The following is an 18,912-nucleotide window of genomic DNA, read 5'->3' as shown; positions in this document are numbered from 1 at the left end:
GAGAGAGGATATAAAGTACACAATGTATTTGATGTGTTGAATAGTAAACGATATAAGCATGAGAAAATTTGTTTTTGCTTTCTGTGTGGGAGTCATGGCGGCTACGTCCTCTCCGGCGCAGGACGAACCTTACAAAAATCCTGATTTGTCGCCGCAGGAACGTGCGGACGATTTGTTGAAGCGGTTGACGTTGAAAGAGAAAATCTCGTTGATGCAAAACCAGTCTCCCGGCGTGGAGCGTTTGGGCATCAAGCCTTATAATTGGTGGAGCGAGGCGTTGCACGGGGTGGCCCGTAACGGTTTGGCTACGGTTTATCCCATCACGATGGGGATGGCTTCCGTGTTCGACGACAAGCTGATAGAGGATATTTATGTGACGGTGAGCGATGAGGGGCGTGCCAAATTCCATGATGCCCGGCGTCATGGCCGTTACGGACGGGGCAACGAAGGATTGACGTTTTGGAATCCCAATGTGAACATTTTCCGCGACCCGCGTTGGGGACGAGGGCAGGAAACTTGGGGGGAGGACCCCTACTTGACCACCCGTATGGGCGTGGCGGTAGTCCGGGGCATGCAAGGGCCGGCTGATGCCAAGTATGACAAGACGCATGCCTGTGCCAAACATTATGCTGTGCACAGCGGTCCCGAGGCCAAACGCCATTCTTTCGATGTGGAAAATCTGGAACCGCGTGATTTATGGGAAACGTATCTTCCGGCTTTCAAGGCGTTGGTGCAAGAGGCGGATGTGAAAGAAGTCATGTGTGCCTATCAGCGTTTTGAGGGAGAGCCTTGCTGTGGAAGCAATAGGTTGCTCACGCAGATATTACGGGACGAATGGGGATATAAGCATTTGGTGGTGAGCGATTGCGGGGCCATCAGCGATTTCTTCTATCAGGGTCGCCACGAGACCCATCCGGATGCGGCTACCTCCAGTGCTTCAGCCGTCATCAACGGGACAGATCTGGAATGTGGCGTGGAATATGCCCATTTGGATGAAGCGGTAGAAAGAGGGTTGATTACGGAACACCGCATCGACACCAGTCTTCGCCGCCTGTTGGAAGCCCGTTTTGCTTTGGGCGAGATGGACGACGATGCGCTTGTACCTTGGAGCCGTATCAGCATCGATACAGTGGATTGCGGAACACATCGCCGGATGGCTTTGGATGTCACGCGCAAGTCCATGGTTCTGTTGCATAACAACGGTATCCTGCCTTTAGACAAGGGCGATGCCGGAAAGATTGCCGTGATGGGGCCGAATGCCGTGGATTCCGTCATGCAATGGGGTAATTATAAAGGTGTGCCGGCACATACTTATACCATATTGGAAGGTATCCGTGGGGCGATTGGCAACGTACTGTACGAGAAAGGTTGCGAGCTGTTGGACAATCATGTGTTTGATTCTTATTATAATGAGGTGTCCCATGACGGTCGGTCGGGGATGAAAGCTACGTATTGGAATAATATGGAGATGCAGGGCGAGGCTGCGGCTACCCAAGAGTTGCCGTCTCCTATCAGTTTGAGCAATGGGGGACATACGGTGTTTACGTCGGGAGTGGGATTGGAAAACTTCACGGCGGTATATGAGGGTACTTTCCGTCCGGAAGTTTCGGATAAGTATACGTTAACCATAGAAGGAGATGACGGCTACCGTGTGTATGTGAACGGTGAGAAAGTCATTGATTATTGGGGAGAACATTCCGGTGCAAAACGGGAATATGCACTGGAGGCTGCTGCCGGAAAGGATTATGAGATTAAAATCGAATACATGCAGGCTGGTGCCGAAGCATTGCTGAAGTTCGACATCGGAGTACATCGCCAGATTCCGCCAACCGAGGTGGTCGAACGTGTAAAGGATGCCGAAACGGTTATTTTCGTAGGTGGAATTTCTCCTAATTTGGAGGGAGAAGACAAGTATTTTGTATATTGCCCGGGTTTTGCCGGAGGCGACCGCACTTCGATCGAGCTGCCCCAGGTGCAGCGCGATATCCTGAAGGCGTTGAAGGCGGCTGGCAAGAAAGTGGTGTTCGTCAACTGTTCGGGTTCAGCCGTGGCCTTGGTACCGGAATTGGAATCGTGTGATGCTATCTTGCAGGCCTGGTATCCGGGTCAGGCCGGAGGTTTGGCCGTGGCCGACGTGCTGTTCGGTGATTTCAATCCCAGTGGCAAGTTGCCCGTGACGTTCTACAAGAACACGGAGCAGCTTCCCGACTTTGAAGATTACAGCATGAAGGGTCGCACTTACCGTTACATGACGGATAAACCGCTCTTCCCCTTCGGCTATGGTTTGAGTTATACCACGTTCGCCATCTCCAAAGGTCGTTTGAGCAAATCTTCTGTGAAAACGGGCGAGGGCGTGAAGTTCACGGCTCAGGTGAAGAACACGGGCAAGCGTGACGGTGCCGAGGTGGTTCAGGTTTACGTCCGTAAGGTGGGCGACACGGGTGGTCCGTTGAAGAGTCTTCGCGGTTTCCGCCGTGTGGAACTGAAGGCGGGCGAGAGCCGTAGGGTTTCCATCGAACTGTCCCCCGATGCTTTTGAGTTCTTCGACACGTCCACGAACACGATGCGCGTGGTTCCCGGCGAGTACGAAATCATGTATGGCAACAGTTCGGACACGCCGGAGGGGAATAAGTTGAAGATAACTCTTTTGTAATAAATTGTATAAGGTAAATTACGGGTTAAAGATACATCAATGTACCTTTATCCCGTAATTTTAGTGCTATTTAAAACTCCACAATATGATTAGAGGGTTTCCGTCAGGAGTTGTTTGTTGGATTATATTTAAAAGTGCAGGATCGATACTTTCGTGGTTCTGTTCCGCGTGTTTCGAGTATTTGAGTAAGATTTCCGGTTCTATTTCATATGCCATGCCGTTCTCCAGTCCTTGCGATGGTGTGATATAAGAATTGGAAAAAGGCAACATGTCATTATATATCTCTCCATAAGCATGGCATTTTTTATTTTTTTGATTCAATATGAATTGGGTAGACCTATTCGTGTTGAACAACATGAGTGAATCGGAACCGCTCATGTTGACCATGCTCCAATGCGTATCGGAGTACAGCCTGTCGAAAGTTTCCGGAGACATGTCCTTTTCAATGGGACGGTTCGGCAGTCCTTGCCCTCCAAAATCGATAATGTAACTTTCGGTTACTTTCCCGTCTTTGAGCTTGCAGATCTTATTATCAAAAGGGATGCTTGCATATATGCAGCCTTGATTTGAAACCATGGATTTCCCCATAGCCTTTCTCCCCCTGACGGATATTGGGGTTGACAATACGATATTGGGGGAAGAAGCCAAACTGTCTTTGGCGATAGAGATGATTTCATATCCGGAATCGTCCATGCTGTTGTGGCGCAAGCCGTAAATGTAATTGCCGTCCATGGCCATTTCATTCAAATAATATTCCATCGGGAATATTTTCTCTAACTTCAGGTTGAAGTCGAACACCATTATTTGGTATGGAGCGTCGCAATGCACGTAAAGTTTATGGCCTTTCTCGTCTATGGCGGCATCAACGATGCGAATATATTCATTATGGCCTTTTCCCACCATTCGGGCTGTTGAAGCAAGGAACTCGCCATTTCCGTCGAAAGCCAGAATCTTATTTGATATTTGGTCTACTACGAAGATGCGGTTCTCGGCAAAAAGCAAACGGTCTATATATTTGATAATGGCATCGTTGTTAGGAGCTTTTAACAACACGATTCTATAATCCTTCAAGAAAGAAGAGGTCTTCAAAATGCCATCTTGGTATTCTACGGTTATCTCGTCCCCCACCGTATTTACTTTTGTGCTTTGGCACGACAGAGACAATCCTAAGCATGCCATACACATGATTTTCTTATAATATTCCATAAACTTCAATCCAAAAGACTATTGTGTTTTTGGTTACCTTCACATGCCTTATACTCGCTGCTTACGGGCTCTGTTTCATAGATATAATTTTGGCCGCCTAAATTTCCGTTTCCTATAGCATAGCATCTGTACAATTTGAAAGTCTGTACAAAATCCAATCCATATCCCCAATGAGTACGGACAACTTTTTCTCCTACGCTTGTACCCACTTCATCGTACAACTGTGGACCTTGGCATTGAGACAAGCCTCCACCACCTTCGTCATCGGTTGCCAACGCCTCCGCATTCGCCAACAACAAATCACTTTCACTCACTTCATGGTACGTATCATACGTGCGATACCCCGTGTAAGCCGACAAGCCTAACACCACAGCGCCTAATACGGGCGCGAGGAACTTCTTCTTCATAACATTTGTTTTTTTTAATTATACCCTTTGCTGGTTTCGCCGTCGTGCTCTCTGTTTGTCCGACCACCCGCGTGAGATTCGGAGGCAAAATAATCACAAAATTTCGGAATGGAAATGTTAACGACCGTATTTTTTCGTTACCGATTTTAGTAACGCTGTTAACGAATTATTAACGCTTCATTTCCAGGTGTTTGGTAATTTCGGTAGTACCGTATTTTCTCCACTTAACGCCACGTTAATGGTAAATCCAATCTTACAACAGGCGGATGGGCTAAAATAAGGCTGCGACATCTTTACAAATGACCAACACCAGAAGTTTGCAAAAACAGGTTTCATCTTTCAGGCATCCCCAACGGTATCCACCTACCACTTACGGTGAATGCCACGTGAACTCTACACACCATGAAAGTTCACCTTAACAGACTGTTAACCAATAAGTATGAAGGATGCGAATGGATTTTCCAATATATATTCCTGTATGGAGGGGAGGGGCTTGGAAAGACAAGCAAAGGAAACAAAAACAATTACCGCAAGGTGGAAAACCAATCAAAGCACAATGATTTTCCGGTTTGCGGCAAAAACGAGAGGCAGGATAGAAACGCAAAGGGTACTTCGGTAACCTCCGTTTATCCATGTCCTTTCAATACCATTTTTGTTCTTGACCGTTAAATATGTACAATCTTGAAGAGTATAATAAAGAAGTATTTGTTATTTTGATTACTCCTTTCTTTTTTTGTAAAAATTTGAAATTATGCCAATCTTATTTGTCATATTTGGATTTTGTTTTCTGTTTTATTCAGATGACCATGAACCTATTCATGTGCATGTCATTAAAGATGGACATGAAGCGAAGTATAATATAGAACCTTTAGAACAAATTTGTAATTACGGATTTAAAAAGCATGAGATAGCCTTGATAGAATCTGTAATCATAGAGAATACGGAAATTATTAAAGAGCGTTGGCAATCTTTTTTTAAACAAAGGTGAAAGGAGGTTTTCATGAATTTGGAAGTAAAAAGAGTATGGACGGATGATAATTGTGTTTATGCTGAATCGGCAGAAGGAAAGGTAGCATCGTACGCATTTGCTGATTGGCCGCGTTTGGCAAATGCCACGAAGGCTCAACGGGAAGATTTTTATCTTTCGCCGTGTGGTATTCATTGGCCACAAATAGATGAGGATTTAAGTTTTAGTGGGATGTTTGACCAAACTTCCGAACCTGTTTCGTACAAGTTGGAAACTTTGTTGGATGCGTAATCCTATGGCTTTCATACGCATACAGCCCGCCGGAATCCGGCGGGCTGTATGCGTATGAAAGTTTTTTCATTTTTGTTTTAGTTCATCCCATTTCGGCGGTTCCACGCCCATGAGTTCTTTTACGAAGAAATCAAAACGCTTGTGTTCCCCGTAGCTTTCGCCCATGCTGTGCCTTACGCCCGGCAGGACCACCAACTCGAAATCCTTGTTGGCTTTGATGAGGGCATCGACCACTTGCATGGTGGAAGCCGGATCCACGTTGTCGTCCATTTCTCCTACCACGAGCATCAGCGGGCGCGTCAGCCGGTGGGCGTTTTCCACGTTGGAGCAAGCGATGTAGCTGCTGTCCACCGGATAGCCCATCCACTGTTCGTTCCACCAGATTTTGTCCATCCGGTTGTCGTGGCAACCGCAACTGGAGTAGGATGCCTTGTAGAATTCCGGGTGGAAAAGTACGGCGGCCAAAGCTTCCTGTCCTCCGGCAGAGCAACCGTATATCCCCACACGGGTACTGTCCATATAGGGGTACTTTTCCGCTGCCGCCTTGATCCACTGGATACGGTCGGGGAAACCGGCATCTTTCAGGTTCTTGTAGCACACTTCTTCAAACTTCTTTCCGCGATAGGACGTCCCCATGGCGTCGAGCTGCACGACGATGAATCCCAGTTCGGCCAATGCCGTCGTGTATCCGTTGTAAGAAAGGAAGCTTTTGGGCGTGTAGGCATCTCCGGGGCCGGAATAGATGTATTCGATGACCGGATATTTCTTTTGTGGGTCGAAATTGGTCGGACGTTGGATGATGCCCCACATCGGTGTCACGCCGTCCCGTCCGGGAGCGGTGAAGATTTCGGGGGCAGTCCATCCGGCCGATTTGATTTTGCTTAAATCCGCTTGTGCCAATGTCCGTCCCTCTGTCTTTTCGCCTTGTGCCGTGCGCAGCACGGTGACGGGTGCCTGTTCCGCAGTGGAGTATTTGTCAATCCACAGGGTGTAATCTTCGTTGAATACCGCCGAGTGGTTTCCTTCTTCCGGTGTGAGGCAGGTCATTTCTTTGCCGTCCATGTTTATTTTATAATAATGTACATGGTAAGGGTCTTCTTTGGGATTTACTCCACTGGCCGTGAAATAAATCACTTGGTTGTCTTCGTCTACTTTGAGCACGCGGCGCACCACCCAGTCGTCTTTTGTGATTTGCCGGATCACCTTGCCTTTCTCCATGTCAATCATGTAGAGGTGGTTCCAGTTGTCGCGTTCGCTCATCCATATCATTTCCTTTCCGCCTTTCAGAATGTGGCGGAACATGCGGCTGTAATTGACAAAAGTGGGGCTGCTCTCTTCCACGAGTGTGCGCACCTTGCCGGTTTCCGCATCGAGTTCCAATACACGGTATATTTTATGTCCGCGTTCGTTGTATTCAAAAGTTACGGCTTTTCCGTCCTCTTTCCATTCCGGGCCGTACAAGTCGTACTGTCGGTCGAAGAGTTCGGTAGACGGAATGACGGCCTGTCCTGTTTCCACGTTGAATATGCAAGGCACCTTGAAGCGCAGTTCGTCGCCCGGCTTGGCGTATTCCTGTTGGTGAAGGATGGGTTGGAGCTGGCTTTTGGGCGAGCTTTCTACGTAATATACATACCGTTTCTGAGCCGGACGTATCTTGTTGGCACATACGTATCTGCCGTCCGGGCTCCATTTGAGCCAACTGGAATAGTAATTGCCGGCCGTCCCGTCGTTGCTCAACGCCCGTTCGTGGCGGCCGTCCCGGTCGCTGACGTATACATTGTCATTCTTGATATAGGCTTGCCGTTTCCCGTCGGGCGAGACTACTGGTGCTGCCCCTTTCTCATCGTCCACTTCCATCCAGTGACGCGGTTTTCGCCACGGATCCTTGGGCGGAAGGGCTTCTTTGCTGCCTAACCGTAGTCCGGCCGTGCAAGCTTCTTCGACTTCCCATTTGTAACCGTCGAATTCAAAGGATACGGACGTGGGTTGGTTCTCGTCCACATTCAAGCGTGACAGTCTTAGCGTGTTCCGTGGGATGTCCTTTCCGGTCTCGCGGGAAAGCAGTTCCGCCAAGGCTTTCATGTGAATAGCTTTTACGTCAGCCGTTTTCACGTCTCCCGTGACTTTGCCTACGTAATAGTCTGTCCCTTCCGGCGTATAGACAGAGTAGTGGAATGCAGTCTTTCCGTCCCACCGTATGTCTGCCGGGTCGTTATATACCTGTGTGGCATTGAACTTCCCGTAGAGGGAATATGCCCTCCGGTAGTCTTCCAGTGTGCCTTGTGCCTGTCCGTTTGCCGCTATGAAGCATAGCATCGGGAGCAGCAGGCTTTTGATTGTTTTGTTTCTCATTACTTTTTAATAGGTTTTTATCGTGTCTAATTCCTTTGCCGTGCAGGCCGCGCTTCGGTGCCCCTGATGAGCGAAGCGAATTCTTGCGGGGTAACCTCGACCGGCCCGTCCATGAATTCCGGGATGTTGTAACTCCGCATGAAACGCCGGTGCATGTCAGGCACTTCCTGCGGCAACTCGAAAGGTTTGCGCCCCTTGCCGTCCTTGTCTATGTAGGCAATGAAAGGCCGTGTGTAGTTCCCGTCGTAACGCCGGCTGCTGAAGACCACCCACCGTCCGTTACTGCTCCACGAGTGGTAGCTTTCCACGTCGTCGGAGTTGATCTCCTCCATTGGACGTACTTGGCGTGTACGTAAGTCCATCAGGTAGAGGTCTGCGTCTTTGTGCCAGATGTGGAACACGCCGAACGCTCCGAGCGTGAACATCAGGTAGCGTCCGTCGGGCGATATGCGCGGCAACGTGGCGCTCTTTCCGCGTGCGGCCGCGTCGAATACCAATTCGGGCGGACCTATCCGGCGGCTGGCCGGGTCGAAGCTTCTCCGGAAAAGATTGTATTTGATTTCCTTATAACGCAGGATGGTTTCATTGTCCAAGTTCTCTGCCGTGTCTCTGCGTACGAAACGGGCCGAGGCATAATAAAGGTATTTGCCGTCCGGACTCCACCACGGGAATACTTCCAGTTCATCGGCATCGCCCGGGATGCGTGTCACTTCGTTTTTCTCCACGTCGTAAAGTATCAGGTCGCTGAGCATGTCTTGTACTTCCACTTTCTGCAGGTCGCGTGTGTGGAACGTTTGCCCGGTCTGGTTGACCGAATAGGCGATGAGTTTTTCTGTCGGGTGCCAGGCGGGATATACCCCGCCCGAGATGAGCGAATCCGTTTTCAGGTTGGCTTTGACCAATGTACCGTCGTATGCGATGACTGTTCCGGCACGGTCTTCCCTCACGTGGAACTGCATACGCCGGGGATTGTAGTTCTGGTAAGAATGGCAGTTGATACATTGTGCATGTTCCACGTCGGTGTTCATCATGTTGCCGTAAATGACGCTTTCATCGAAATTGGTCAAATCACGTTGGTTGAGGGTCAAGTCCCGGTAAGTGACATACGAAGGACTGATGAGGCGGTAGGAGAGGTAGGGGTCTATCGTCTCTTCGGCCACATGGATTTGAAACGGTTGGTGGCGTGTCCATTGGCCATCGTGTTCCACGAAAACTTCTATGCCGATAGTCTTTCCTTGGGTTGCTTCCAACATGTCGCGCCAAAGGGAAATCCCTGGGGTGACCTCACGCTTGTCCGTGACCCATTTTTTTCCGTTGTAGCTGATGCGCGTGATATAGGCATCCGCTTCTTCGTCCACTATAAAATGCAAGGGGGCGATGTTGGAAGGGATGGTCACTTCCGTATAGTCCGGATAGATGTCCGGCAGTTCGCGGTTGTCGGTGTAAGTTTCGGGTACACGGGGTGTGCAGCCGTACAAAACGGCGGCCATCACTGCGCAGCCGAGATATTTGAAGATAGCATTCATGGTTAGTAGGTTTGTAATCCGTTGACTAAAAAATAGAAATAATAGAAAGTGTTGCCGAACTGAGGCCGGAAGGCTTCCGCCATTTGTGCTTCCGTCATACCGGCGCATTGTTGGGTGAATTCCATAAACCGTTGGTAACTGTCTTTCACTTCCTGGTCGAAAGGCATGTGGCTGATATCTACCTTCTTTTCCAGGTGGCCATACAGGTAGGCGGCTTCCTGATAATGGCGCGGCATGGGTGCTCCGTTATGCAGGGTGGCATATTGGAAGAAACGGGGCCAGAACAGGTCGATGTCTTTCATTTGCAAGGCCGCTATCAAGGTCTGTTCTTGGTAGAGTGGGTCGTTGCTTTCGCCGTAAGCAAAGGTCTTCAGCAGGAACATTTCGATGACGTTCAGGTCCGAGTTAAGCTTGTCTTCCTTAGGCAACAGGCGGATAATCGGTGCAAACTCTTTGCTCTTCCGTATCTGTTCCGGGTGGTCAAGATAAGCCTCGTATTTTTCAGCCCAACCTTTATGGAAAAGGGTACGTTTAAGCATGTCGATGTATTTGCGTGCCACTTTGTAATCGCCGCCCGCGATAGAAGTTTTGGCCATGTATTTCAGGTATTCCGTCCGCCACCCGTAGGTCACGCCGTCTTCCATACACCAACGGTAGCAATAGTTTTCCTGCCCGTAGTGATAGTACAAAGCTTTACCGCCTACGTGGGCCAACCGTACGAGGAACGGGGCATTGGGACGTGCGCCCCCTTCGCGGTATTGGAACATTTCGTCACCCGCCCGTCCGAGGCGGAACAAAGCCAGGTTCTTGTTCATGACCATCAGGCGGGTAGGCTCTGCCGTTCCGCCCAGGAAGATGGCCGGCACCTGTTCCCAGTCTTCTTCCTCTATGGCACGTGCCATCAGCAGTTCCTTACGGAAGTTCTCATCCACATACCACGCCTTTTTCAACCCCCATGCGGTAGCTGTCCATACGAGCAAGTGAACCAAGAGGATGAGGGGGTATTTCTTTATGGCCGGTACGTAATCATAGATGACGGCACCCGCTAGTGGCAGGAGGAACAATATATAATAAGGTATGCGATAGTCTGTGAATACTTTTCCACCCGCATCGAAACTTGGCAAGGCGGCCGTGTAGATTTCGCTGATGGCCGTTTGGCTATAAAAATGCCATGCCGCAAGGGGCACTCCGGCGAGCAGCAACAGTCCCCATGCCGTAGGGATGACACGGTGCTTATATAATGTGCCCGGCATACGCCAACAGAGCGCCAACATGTAGGCCGTGCCGGCCAATGCGTATGCCCCGAATAAAGGATAACCGGCGAGGAGCCATACGGTCAGCCACGCATAACCCCAATATGGACGCCGGTGAGCTGTACGGCTGAAAACCCATACGGCTGACAGGGCCGCCAATATGCCAAGGGAGGCCGTGAAGAAATAACCTTGTAATTTGATGTAGTAAATGAAATAACCCATCTCCACGATACCGGCCAACAGGGCTGCCGGAACCAAAGCGGGAAGAAAGCTCCACGAGGGGGACAGCCGGAAGGCCGAGCGCATGACGAAGCAAATGCAGATCCAAACGGCTGCGAGAAAGGCTGTCCCCACAGCCGGATAATAAAAGAACTGGGTGAGGAAACAGGATGCCCATTGCAATGTGCCGCCCGGATATGCCGCGAGTGTATGATAGAAAGTACTGTCCGGCAAGAAGAGGTTGAGTTCTTGTATCCGGAAAAGGGTTTCTTTCTCGTAAGTGTACAGACAAAGGCCGAGAATGACAGGAAAGATGATGCCATAGAGCCACGGCATCCCTTTCTCCACGCAACACCGGAACCGTGTGTCCGTCTTGGCGGATGGCGCGTAAGCCTCTGGATTGAACGGTTGTGAAAAATCAGTATTCATGATATTTTAGTTGTTTTTTCCACTAATGATTAGGTTTTACCCTCCAAAGTTAATAAATCTTGATGCGAACACGTAATATTTTAGCAAAAACTTTGTATTTTAGTATGAAAATAGAACAAAAGAAGTATCTTTGTAGGCAGTTTCTAAATGATTAACTAACCGCGTCTGTGACGCAATAAAAAAATGTACCATGTTTAGACAATTGATGTTTTCTTGTGCTTGTCTGGCCGCTCTCTCGGCTAGTGCGCAAAAAGACAAACCTTGGTGGTTGGATCCCGAGGTGAACGAAGTAAACACCATGGCTCCGCGTGCGGCGTTTTTCGCGTACGAGACAGAGAATCTGGCAAAGGCTGACCAAAAAGCCCGGTCGGAACGTTACCTGTCGTTGGAAGGCAAGTGGAAATTCAATTTTTCCAATGACCACGACAAAGCCCCTCGCGACTTCTATTCCCTGAAGTACGATGATTCGCAGTGGACGGACTTTCCCGTACCCGGCATTTTGGAGTTGAATGGTTACGGAGATGCCATTTACAGCAACAATGGTTATCCATGGAGAACACAATTCAGACCCGAACCGCCTTTTGTGGAAGAGCGTAACAATTATACGGGTTCATACCGTAAGATGGTGACCGTGCCTGCCGATTGGAAAGGTGAGCGGATTTACCTGCACGTGGGTTCGGCTACGTCCAACCTGATGGTATGGGTGAATGGCAAGTTCGTGGGATACAGTGAAGACAGCAAAGTGTCGGCGGAATTCGACCTGACGAAGTACCTCACGCCGGGCAAGGAGAACCTGATTGCCATGCAGGTGATGCGTTGGTGCGACGGTTCATATCTTGAAGACCAGGACTTCTGGCGTTTTACGGGAATTGCCCGTGAAGTGTATCTCTATGCTCGTCCGGAGGCTCACATTGCCGACTTGTTCATTACACCTGATTTGGTGAACAATTACCAGGACGGGACGTTGGAGGTGAAACTGAACGCCGTAAGAGCCAAGGGTGAAACCGTGATGTTCTCCTTGAAAGACAAGGAGGGGAAGGAAGTGGCCTCGCAGACGGCTAAAGTCGGAGGAAACGGTGAAGTGAAAGTGACCTTCGACATCAAAAATCCTTTGAAGTGGACGGCCGAGACTCCGAACCTCTATACTTTATATACTACCTTGATGGACGGCAAGCAGGTAGCCGAGGTTGTGCCGCAGCGCGTAGGTTTCCGCAAAGTGGAAATCAAGAACGCCCAGGTGTTGGTGAACGGGCAGCCAGTGTTGTTCAAAGGAGCCAACCGTCACGAACTCGATCCGGTGACGGGCTATGTGGTGTCGATGGACCGCATGTTGGAAGATATCCGTTTGATGAAGGAACTGAACATCAATGCCGTGCGTACCTGTCATTATCCCGACGATCCCCGTTGGTATGAACTTTGCGACATCTACGGTATCTATATGGTGGCCGAAGCCAATATCGAAAGCCACGGAATGGGCTATGGCGACAAGACTTTGGCCAAGGAGCCGACTTATGAGAAGGCACATTTGGAGCGTAACGAAAGCAATATCAAGATTTACAAGAACCATCCTTCCATCATATTCTGGAGCTTGGGTAACGAGGCTGGTTATGGTCCCAACTTCGAGAAGGCCTATGATTTGGTGAAGGCTTACGACCCAAGCCGTCCGTGCCAGTACGAACAGGCCGGACAGAACGGCAAGACAGATATTTTCTGTCCGATGTATTACGATTACGGTGGCTGTGAATGGTATTCGAAAGGCGATAATCCCCGTCCGCTCATACAGTGCGAATACGCTCATGCCATGGGTAACTCCATGGGGGGATTCAAGGAATATTGGGACATGATACGCAAATACCCGAAGTATCAGGGTGGTTTCATCTGGGACTTCGTGGACCAAGGCTTGCGTGTGAAGAACAAGCAGGGTAAGACGATATACGCTTACGGGGGCGACTTCGGACGTTATCCCACCAGTGACCATAATTTCAATAACAACGGTATTGTCAATCCTGACCGTAAACCGAATCCACATGCCAATGAGGTACGCTATTACTACCAAAGCATTTGGGCTACGGCCAAAGATTTGAAAGCCGGTGAGGTAGAGGTTTACAATGAGAATTTCTTCAAGTCGCTCGATGATGTGGAATTGCAGTGGACGTTGGAGGCGGAAGGAAAGGTATTGGCCAACGGGCGGAATACGCTTGATGTGCCGGCACAGCAGAAACGTGTGGTAAAACTGGATGGCTACAGCCTGCCTGCGGACGTGAAAGGCGAAGTGGTGTTGAACCTTGACTTCGTGCTGAAGAAAGCAGAACCGATGCTTGATGCCGGTTATGCCGTGGCACGCGAACAGTTCGTGGTGAACCCGTATGAGTTCCCGACGATGGAAACTGTGTTGGCTGCTACTCCCGGGAAACATGATGCCGGAAAGGTGGAAAAAGAAGAAAAGTCGGCATGGGTTACTTTGACGGCAGGCCGCACTTCCGTTACTTTCAATCATTGGAACGGTTGGATTGATTACCTTGACGTGGACGGGAAGCCCATGTTGGAAGAAGGCTATGCCATTACGCCCGATTTCTGGCGTGCGCCGACCGATAACGACTATGGGGCAGGTGCACAACGTAAGTTGCATGTTTGGAAGAACCCTGAAATGAAGATGAAGTCGTTCAAGGTGGTGGAAGACGAAAGCAAAGCCGAAAAGGGTGTAGAAGTGGTATATGAAATGCCGTCGGTAGAGGCTACGTTGACGATGACTTATACGTTGACTCCGGTTGGTGAATTGATGGTCAACGAGGCCATGACGGTAAACAAGGATGCCAAGCACAAGCCGGAGCTGATGCGTTACGGTATGCAGTTGGTTATGCCGAAAGCCTATAATATGCTGACCTATTACGGAAAGGGACCGGGTGAGAATTACATCGACCGTAACCACGGAGACCGTTTAGGTGTGTACGATGCGAAGGTGGCCGACCAGTATTGGGGCTATGTGCGTCCGCAGGAAAGCGGAAACAAGACCGAGGTGCGCTATTGGCAGGTGAAGGATGAGAACGGCAAGGGATTGGAGTTCTATTCTTTCGCTCCGATGGAATGCAGCACGTTGAACTATCTGGCTTCGGATTTGGATGACGGTTGGGATAAGAATGCCCACCAGAGCCATTCCGGCGACTTGACACCCCGTGATTTCAGTGTGGTCAAGTTGGCTGCGCGTCAACGTGGATTGGCTTGTGTGAACAGTTGGGGGGCTATTCCGCTCGAACAGTACCGCATGCCTTATCAGGATTACAACTTTACTTACGTAATCCGTCCGTTATAATGATATGAATTCTTTCATATTATTATGTTGAAATTAAATTAATTATGGAGGGGTGTCTTCGTGAGAAGGTGCCCCTTTTTTATGGCACTTTAGACATGGAAATGTGTCCTGTGGGTTTCAGCATGTAAGGATGTAGGAAAGCTCCCTTTCGTTTGGCTGAAAGCCGAAAATCGTTTGGCGCAGAACGGAATGCTAATTTCTTTATGCCCATAAACCATTATTTCATAGCTGATTGTATTTCCTTTTAAAAGGTGTTGTCGTTTCGTGGAATGTCAATATAAATCGGAAAAACAATTCGCCCCCGAATGGCCGGATATGCCGTTCGGGGGCGAACTGTTGATATTATAGTAATGCCGTTGAATGCCTTGCGGAAATCCTTGTGGAAGGTTATGGAACCATGACCTTGACAGAATGGTTTCCGGCTTTTACCACATAAATGCCTCTTGAAAGGCGTACCGTACGGGATACCTGTTGGCCGCTGATGGCGTAAATCCGGTAATTGTCAGTACCGTCTACGATGACATGGCCGTCGCGTACGGAAACTTTGAACGGGGCGGTTGCAATCGTGCCTTGGATATTTGATTCACCCTCCTTTGGAGTACTGATGGCTATCCAACCCATGAAATCGCCATTGTTGGTGGCGTTGTCTATTTCTTTGATTGTTTCGTTGGTCTTGTCCTTTTGGCGGATGATTTTCACACCCGTGGTAGCGGGCACGTTCTCAACGTCCACGTTGTCTTCATCCGTGAGGTCACTGCTAATCCGGTATACGGAGGCACAATCATAGTTGTTGGTCTGGGGGCCAAACAGCATGACAGGGTTGAACAAGGCCACGGCGTTGCCGGACTCATCGACAAAATTGACATCACGGGCACGCCGTCCGTCCACTTTGTCTTCCGTGCTGCGGCCTACGGTCAATATTTTGCCGTCATCCATCTTGGCGGTTCCCGGCGTGGCTGCCACGTAAAAGATGTCTTGTCCGGCAAAAGTGTTGGTTGTTTCGTCCACAGCGGCTTGACGGGCCAGTTTGACGGCGAAACCTTTGTTTGTGATGTCGCAAACCTTGACTACGTAGGGATATGCCTTATAGCGTGACAACACATTGGCAATGACCACCGGTGTGACCCCTTCGGGGAATGGGGTGGCAAAACTGATCCATGTGGTGTCGTTCTTGATTTTGTTGGCACTTTCTCCCACTTCCATCGTGATGCCGCCGATTTGGTGGGCACCCTTGCGCAGTACCATGAAATCCATGGTTTCCGGTTCCGTGATAGTTTGCTCATAGTCTCCCTCGTTCCAAGGGAAGGCCCAAAAAGAGAATTTGTCGCTCAACACGCTGACTACTGTATTGACCGGTACTACCTTTGAATCGTTATAGGAAAGCAAGCCTGCAAAAACAGCCGGTTTTTCATCTTCACCGATGGCATCGAATTCCGTATTGAACTCTTCCGTATCGCTGATTTCCAATGTGCCGTACTGGAAGCCCGCTTCGCCCTTAGCTGCCACCAACGAGAGCTGTACCTCGTCCGTAGAACGCACGTTACCATCCATGTCGAAGTTGCGTACCCGGTACGTGTAAGTGCCCCGTTTGAAATCTTCGGGGAAAACCTCGTTGTAGGTATAAGATGTCTTGTCCGGACCTTCATATTTTTGAAGGGTCTGCCATTCGCCTCCGTCTATGCGAACTTCCAGAAGAGTGGAATCGGTGAAGCCCATATTGTTCTTATATTCCCAATTGATGGCCAACTTGCGCGTGCGTTCGGTATATTCCAAACTCATTCCAGAGGGCGTGCTATACACTACTTTGGGTACGTAATCGTATGACTTTTTGTAACCCATTCCGGATTTCATTTCGCCGTACCATTTGCCAAGGATGGAAATTTCGGAAGGATTGCCTTCCTTTCCATACTTGTAAAGTTTGGAGCAATCGGCTTCACTGTTCCAATAGGCATATCGTTCCACATAGTCGAAACTGTTCCAGTTAGTGAGCACCTTGCTCATTACGTCGTAGTTTTTCTGTTGGTTTTCCTTCGAGAAAGAACGGTCGGTGGCGAAGATGCCGTTGTTGTTCCATGAAGCTCCCCAGACGAACTCGGACACCCAGATAGGACGTTTGTATTTGTTATAATAATCTTTCAGGGCGTTGTTCAGGTTCCATTCGGGCCAATAGCAGTGCATGTCGAGGATGTCGCAACGCCAACCGCGCTTATCTATTTCTGCCATGAACTGTTCTAACCATGAGAGGCTTCCGTCATGTGACGAAGGGGAACACAGGCGCATACCGGTGGCCATAAGGTTTTCCCAGTTGTTGAGTACGGTTTCCACGCTTTGCGGATGATCGTCGGCACTGTTGCCCGGTTCGTTGTTGGTCTGCATGTGACAGGATTGGGTCACGCCACCGCAAGTCGGGACGGACGGCCAATCTTCGTAAATGTGATGAGGTACCCATTCACAGTCCGGCTCGCGGCTTGCATTGCCCTGCCCCCAGTCATAGCACCAGGTGACCTTGAGGGCGTTGACGATTTCTTCGCTTGCATCACTGGCAATGCCCTTTTTCTGGAAATTATGCCATTTGAACACACGGTAGGAAGAAATCCTGTGGTCGAGTTCCAAAGGCAGTGAAGCTATTTCCAAGTCCTCTTGGTCGGCGATGAAGCAGCGGCTGTATCCCCGTCCTGAGGGGTTGTTGGAGAAAGTCACCATGTAACCCCTCTTCAGCTTGAAGCTCCGGATGCGGTTGTTGAGTTTGGCTGTGGTGAGGGTATTCATGTAGCCCCCGGAGTTTTCCAGTCCGAAATCGTTGACGGACTCTCCTCCGAAATCAGGTTCGGAATACACGGTCAGAGGCTTGAAGTCTTTGTCGTAAGGCAGGATGATGGCTCCGTGGGCGTACATCTTCACTTGGCAGTTTTCGTCGTTAATGGCTGGCTCCCCATTAATCTTGATGTAAGACAGGTAGCTGAGAGCTTCGCTTGGACGTAGGTTCTCCAAGATTACGACGGCATGTTCCGTGTTGGTGATGTTGATGCTTCCGGTTGTGCTGAAAGGTGTCGTCCCGGTGATGATGTAGTCCACGTCCTCACTCACGGTGACGGACGAGGTCACTTTGTCAATCTTCTGGGTCGTGTTTTTAGCAATGGCGGTCTGACTTAATGTGAGAGCCAGTGCAAAGGTTAATAGTTGCGTTTTCATTATTTACTAATAGGTTTTTAAAAAAAATAATGGGTTGGTCTTTTGTTTATTTCGTGTTTGGGAAAGCTTTTTGCAGGCGTTTCAGCTCTTTCTTGGTGATGGCGATGACCGTGCCGTGGCGCGGAGTGAATGCGCCCTGCGTGGCCGTATCCTGTACGCGTTTGAACTTCATCAGGTCTTTGCTGGTGCAGAACTGGTAGTGCCCGTTCATGTAGCAGTCGTACATCAATACCCAATCTCCTTCAATCCGTTGGAACACGCCGGAACCTTCCACCGCTTTGTCTGTATCTTCGAACGTGCCGGGCAACAGTTCCCATTCTGCCGGATTGTGCAGGTCTTTGGCCAAATATTGGCGGATGCCTTTTTTCTGTTCGCCTTCGGTTTTGAAAAAGATGTGATAAGTTCCATTGTCGTCTTGCACGATATCCGTGTCGATGGACGGTTTCTTGTAGTCGAACAGGACTTTGGGTTCCCCTTCAAGGTCGCTGAAATCTTCATTGGCATAGGCCCAAAAGACCTTGTCGTAGGGGCACTGTCCGTCATCGGTCAGGATAGAAAAGTACACCATATATTTTTTTGCCTTTTTGTCGTAGATGGTTTGCGGTGCCCATACGCGGATGACGTTAGCGAACATCGTGCCTGCATATTTTTCGGGGAAATTGACGGTATGGTGCGTCCAGTTGACCATGTCTTTGCTGCGCATCAGTACGATACCCCGGTTGGAAGTCCATCCTTGACTGGAACGCATGTCGGTGACTACCATGTAAAAGTAGCCGTCTTCACCTCTCAGGATATGAGGATCGCGTACGCCTTTTTTTAGAGAAATCGTGTCGGAGGAAATGACGGGGTTACCGTCATTCAACGGAGTATAGCTGAACCCGTCCGTACTGATGGCATAACAGATTTGTTCCTGTTCGGGAGCATTACCTGTAAAATAGGTAAAAAGGTAAGCCACTTTCTTCTTTGCTTGGAGGGTTGTGGTGCTTGCGAATGTACCGGCACACACAAGGCAAATGCCTAACACTGTCTTTAGGTTTTTTCTCATGTTGGAATGAATAGGTTAATAAACAGTCAAATGTACGAAAATAGCTTTATTTGTGTGCGTAA

General features: G+C 49.3%; 11 protein-coding genes. 4 read left to right on the top strand and 7 right to left on the bottom strand.

What is annotated here, in order from left to right; all coding sequences use genetic code 11:
• Nucleotides 1–58: 58 nt before the first annotated feature.
• On the top strand, nucleotides 59–2,653 hold the full coding sequence (xyl3A, locus tag E0E47_RS07485) for a xylan 1,4-beta-xylosidase (RefSeq protein WP_130893348.1): 2,595 nt from the start codon (nucleotides 59–61) through the stop codon (nucleotides 2,651–2,653).
• 66 nt (nucleotides 2,654–2,719) lie between these two features.
• On the opposite strand, the gene E0E47_RS07480 is transcribed toward xyl3A, so the two are convergent.
• Both E0E47_RS07480 and E0E47_RS07475 read right to left on the bottom strand, forming a co-directional pair.
• The gene (locus tag E0E47_RS07480; protein WP_157183521.1) at nucleotides 2,720–3,832 is read right to left on the bottom strand and encodes a 6-bladed beta-propeller; all 1,113 of its coding nucleotides are present in this window, start codon (nucleotides 3,830–3,832) and stop codon (nucleotides 2,720–2,722) included.
• A gap of 32 nt (nucleotides 3,833–3,864) precedes the next feature.
• Entirely contained in the window at nucleotides 3,865–4,266 is a 402-nt protein-coding gene (locus E0E47_RS07475) for a hypothetical protein (RefSeq protein WP_008625554.1), read from the bottom strand.
• Between the two features lie 751 nt (nucleotides 4,267–5,017).
• Between E0E47_RS07475 and E0E47_RS07470 the strand changes: the two genes are divergently transcribed.
• Together E0E47_RS07470 and E0E47_RS07465 are read left to right on the top strand one after the other, a co-directional pair.
• Entirely contained in the window at nucleotides 5,018–5,254 is a 237-nt protein-coding gene (locus E0E47_RS07470; RefSeq protein WP_130893347.1) for a DUF4160 domain-containing protein, read from the top strand.
• 12 nt (nucleotides 5,255–5,266) lie between these two features.
• Entirely contained in the window at nucleotides 5,267–5,524 is a 258-nt protein-coding gene (locus tag E0E47_RS07465; protein WP_130893346.1) for a DUF2442 domain-containing protein, read from the top strand.
• Nucleotides 5,525–5,590: 66 nt separating this feature from the next.
• On the opposite strand, the gene E0E47_RS07460 is transcribed toward E0E47_RS07465, so the two are convergent.
• The 3 genes from E0E47_RS07460 to E0E47_RS07450 all read right to left on the bottom strand — a co-directional run bounded on the left by E0E47_RS07460 (nucleotide 5,591) and on the right by E0E47_RS07450 (nucleotide 11,303).
• The gene (locus E0E47_RS07460) at nucleotides 5,591–7,840 is read right to left on the bottom strand and encodes a S9 family peptidase (RefSeq protein ID WP_172604764.1); all 2,250 of its coding nucleotides are present in this window, start codon (nucleotides 7,838–7,840) and stop codon (nucleotides 5,591–5,593) included.
• Nucleotides 7,841–7,902: 62 nt separating this feature from the next.
• Nucleotides 7,903–9,402 (bottom strand): TolB family protein, encoded by a 1,500-nt coding sequence (locus E0E47_RS07455; RefSeq protein WP_130893344.1) that lies wholly within the window; start codon nucleotides 9,400–9,402, stop codon nucleotides 7,903–7,905.
• 2 nt (nucleotides 9,403–9,404) lie between these two features.
• Entirely contained in the window at nucleotides 9,405–11,303 is a 1,899-nt protein-coding gene (locus E0E47_RS07450) for a DUF6057 family protein (RefSeq protein WP_130893343.1), read from the bottom strand.
• Nucleotides 11,304–11,493: 190 nt separating this feature from the next.
• On the opposite strand from E0E47_RS07450, the gene E0E47_RS07445 reads away from it, so the two are divergent.
• Nucleotides 11,494–14,613: a glycoside hydrolase family 2 TIM barrel-domain containing protein gene (locus E0E47_RS07445; protein ID WP_130893342.1), complete on the top strand. Its 3,120-nt coding sequence runs from the start codon at nucleotides 11,494–11,496 to the stop codon at nucleotides 14,611–14,613.
• Nucleotides 14,614–15,000: 387 nt separating this feature from the next.
• Here the strand turns inward: E0E47_RS07445 and E0E47_RS07440 are convergent, their stop codons facing one another.
• A complete protein-coding gene (locus E0E47_RS07440; protein WP_130893341.1) occupies nucleotides 15,001–17,805 on the bottom strand; it encodes a glycosyl hydrolase in 2,805 nt (934 codons plus the stop codon).
• A gap of 46 nt (nucleotides 17,806–17,851) precedes the next feature.
• Complete coding sequence (locus tag E0E47_RS07435) at nucleotides 17,852–18,850, bottom strand: glycoside hydrolase family 43 protein (protein WP_130893340.1); 999 nt, start codon at nucleotides 18,848–18,850, stop codon at nucleotides 17,852–17,854.
• Between the last annotated feature and the right edge of the window lie 62 nt (nucleotides 18,851–18,912).

This window comes from Paraprevotella xylaniphila YIT 11841, assembly GCF_900683745.1.
In the GTDB taxonomy this organism is placed as follows: domain Bacteria; phylum Bacteroidota; class Bacteroidia; order Bacteroidales; family Bacteroidaceae; genus Paraprevotella; species Paraprevotella xylaniphila.
The sequence above is the reverse complement of the archived record's forward strand: the minus strand, read 5'-3'. Positions and strand labels throughout refer to the sequence as shown.

Bases quoted from the DNA above. Each gene is read 5' to 3' on its own strand.
- xyl3A (WP_130893348.1), top strand. From the start codon at position 59: ATGAGAAAATTTGTTTTTGCTTTCTGTGTGGGAGTCATGGCGGCTACG.
- E0E47_RS07480 (WP_157183521.1), bottom strand. From the start codon at position 3,832: ATGGCATGCTTAGGATTGTCTCTGTCGTGCCAAAGCACAAAAGTAAAT.
- E0E47_RS07475 (WP_008625554.1), bottom strand. From the start codon at position 4,266: ATGAAGAAGAAGTTCCTCGCGCCCGTATTAGGCGCTGTGGTGTTAGGC.
- E0E47_RS07470 (WP_130893347.1), top strand. From the start codon at position 5,018: ATGCCAATCTTATTTGTCATATTTGGATTTTGTTTTCTGTTTTATTCA.
- E0E47_RS07465 (WP_130893346.1), top strand. From the start codon at position 5,267: ATGAATTTGGAAGTAAAAAGAGTATGGACGGATGATAATTGTGTTTAT.
- E0E47_RS07460 (WP_172604764.1), bottom strand. From the start codon at position 7,840: ATGCTATGCTTCATAGCGGCAAACGGACAGGCACAAGGCACACTGGAA.
- E0E47_RS07455 (WP_130893344.1), bottom strand. From the start codon at position 9,402: ATGAATGCTATCTTCAAATATCTCGGCTGCGCAGTGATGGCCGCCGTT.
- E0E47_RS07450 (WP_130893343.1), bottom strand. From the start codon at position 11,303: ATGAATACTGATTTTTCACAACCGTTCAATCCAGAGGCTTACGCGCCA.
- E0E47_RS07445 (WP_130893342.1), top strand. From the start codon at position 11,494: ATGTTTAGACAATTGATGTTTTCTTGTGCTTGTCTGGCCGCTCTCTCG.
- E0E47_RS07440 (WP_130893341.1), bottom strand. From the start codon at position 17,805: ATGAAAACGCAACTATTAACCTTTGCACTGGCTCTCACATTAAGTCAG.
- E0E47_RS07435 (WP_130893340.1), bottom strand. From the start codon at position 18,850: ATGAGAAAAAACCTAAAGACAGTGTTAGGCATTTGCCTTGTGTGTGCC.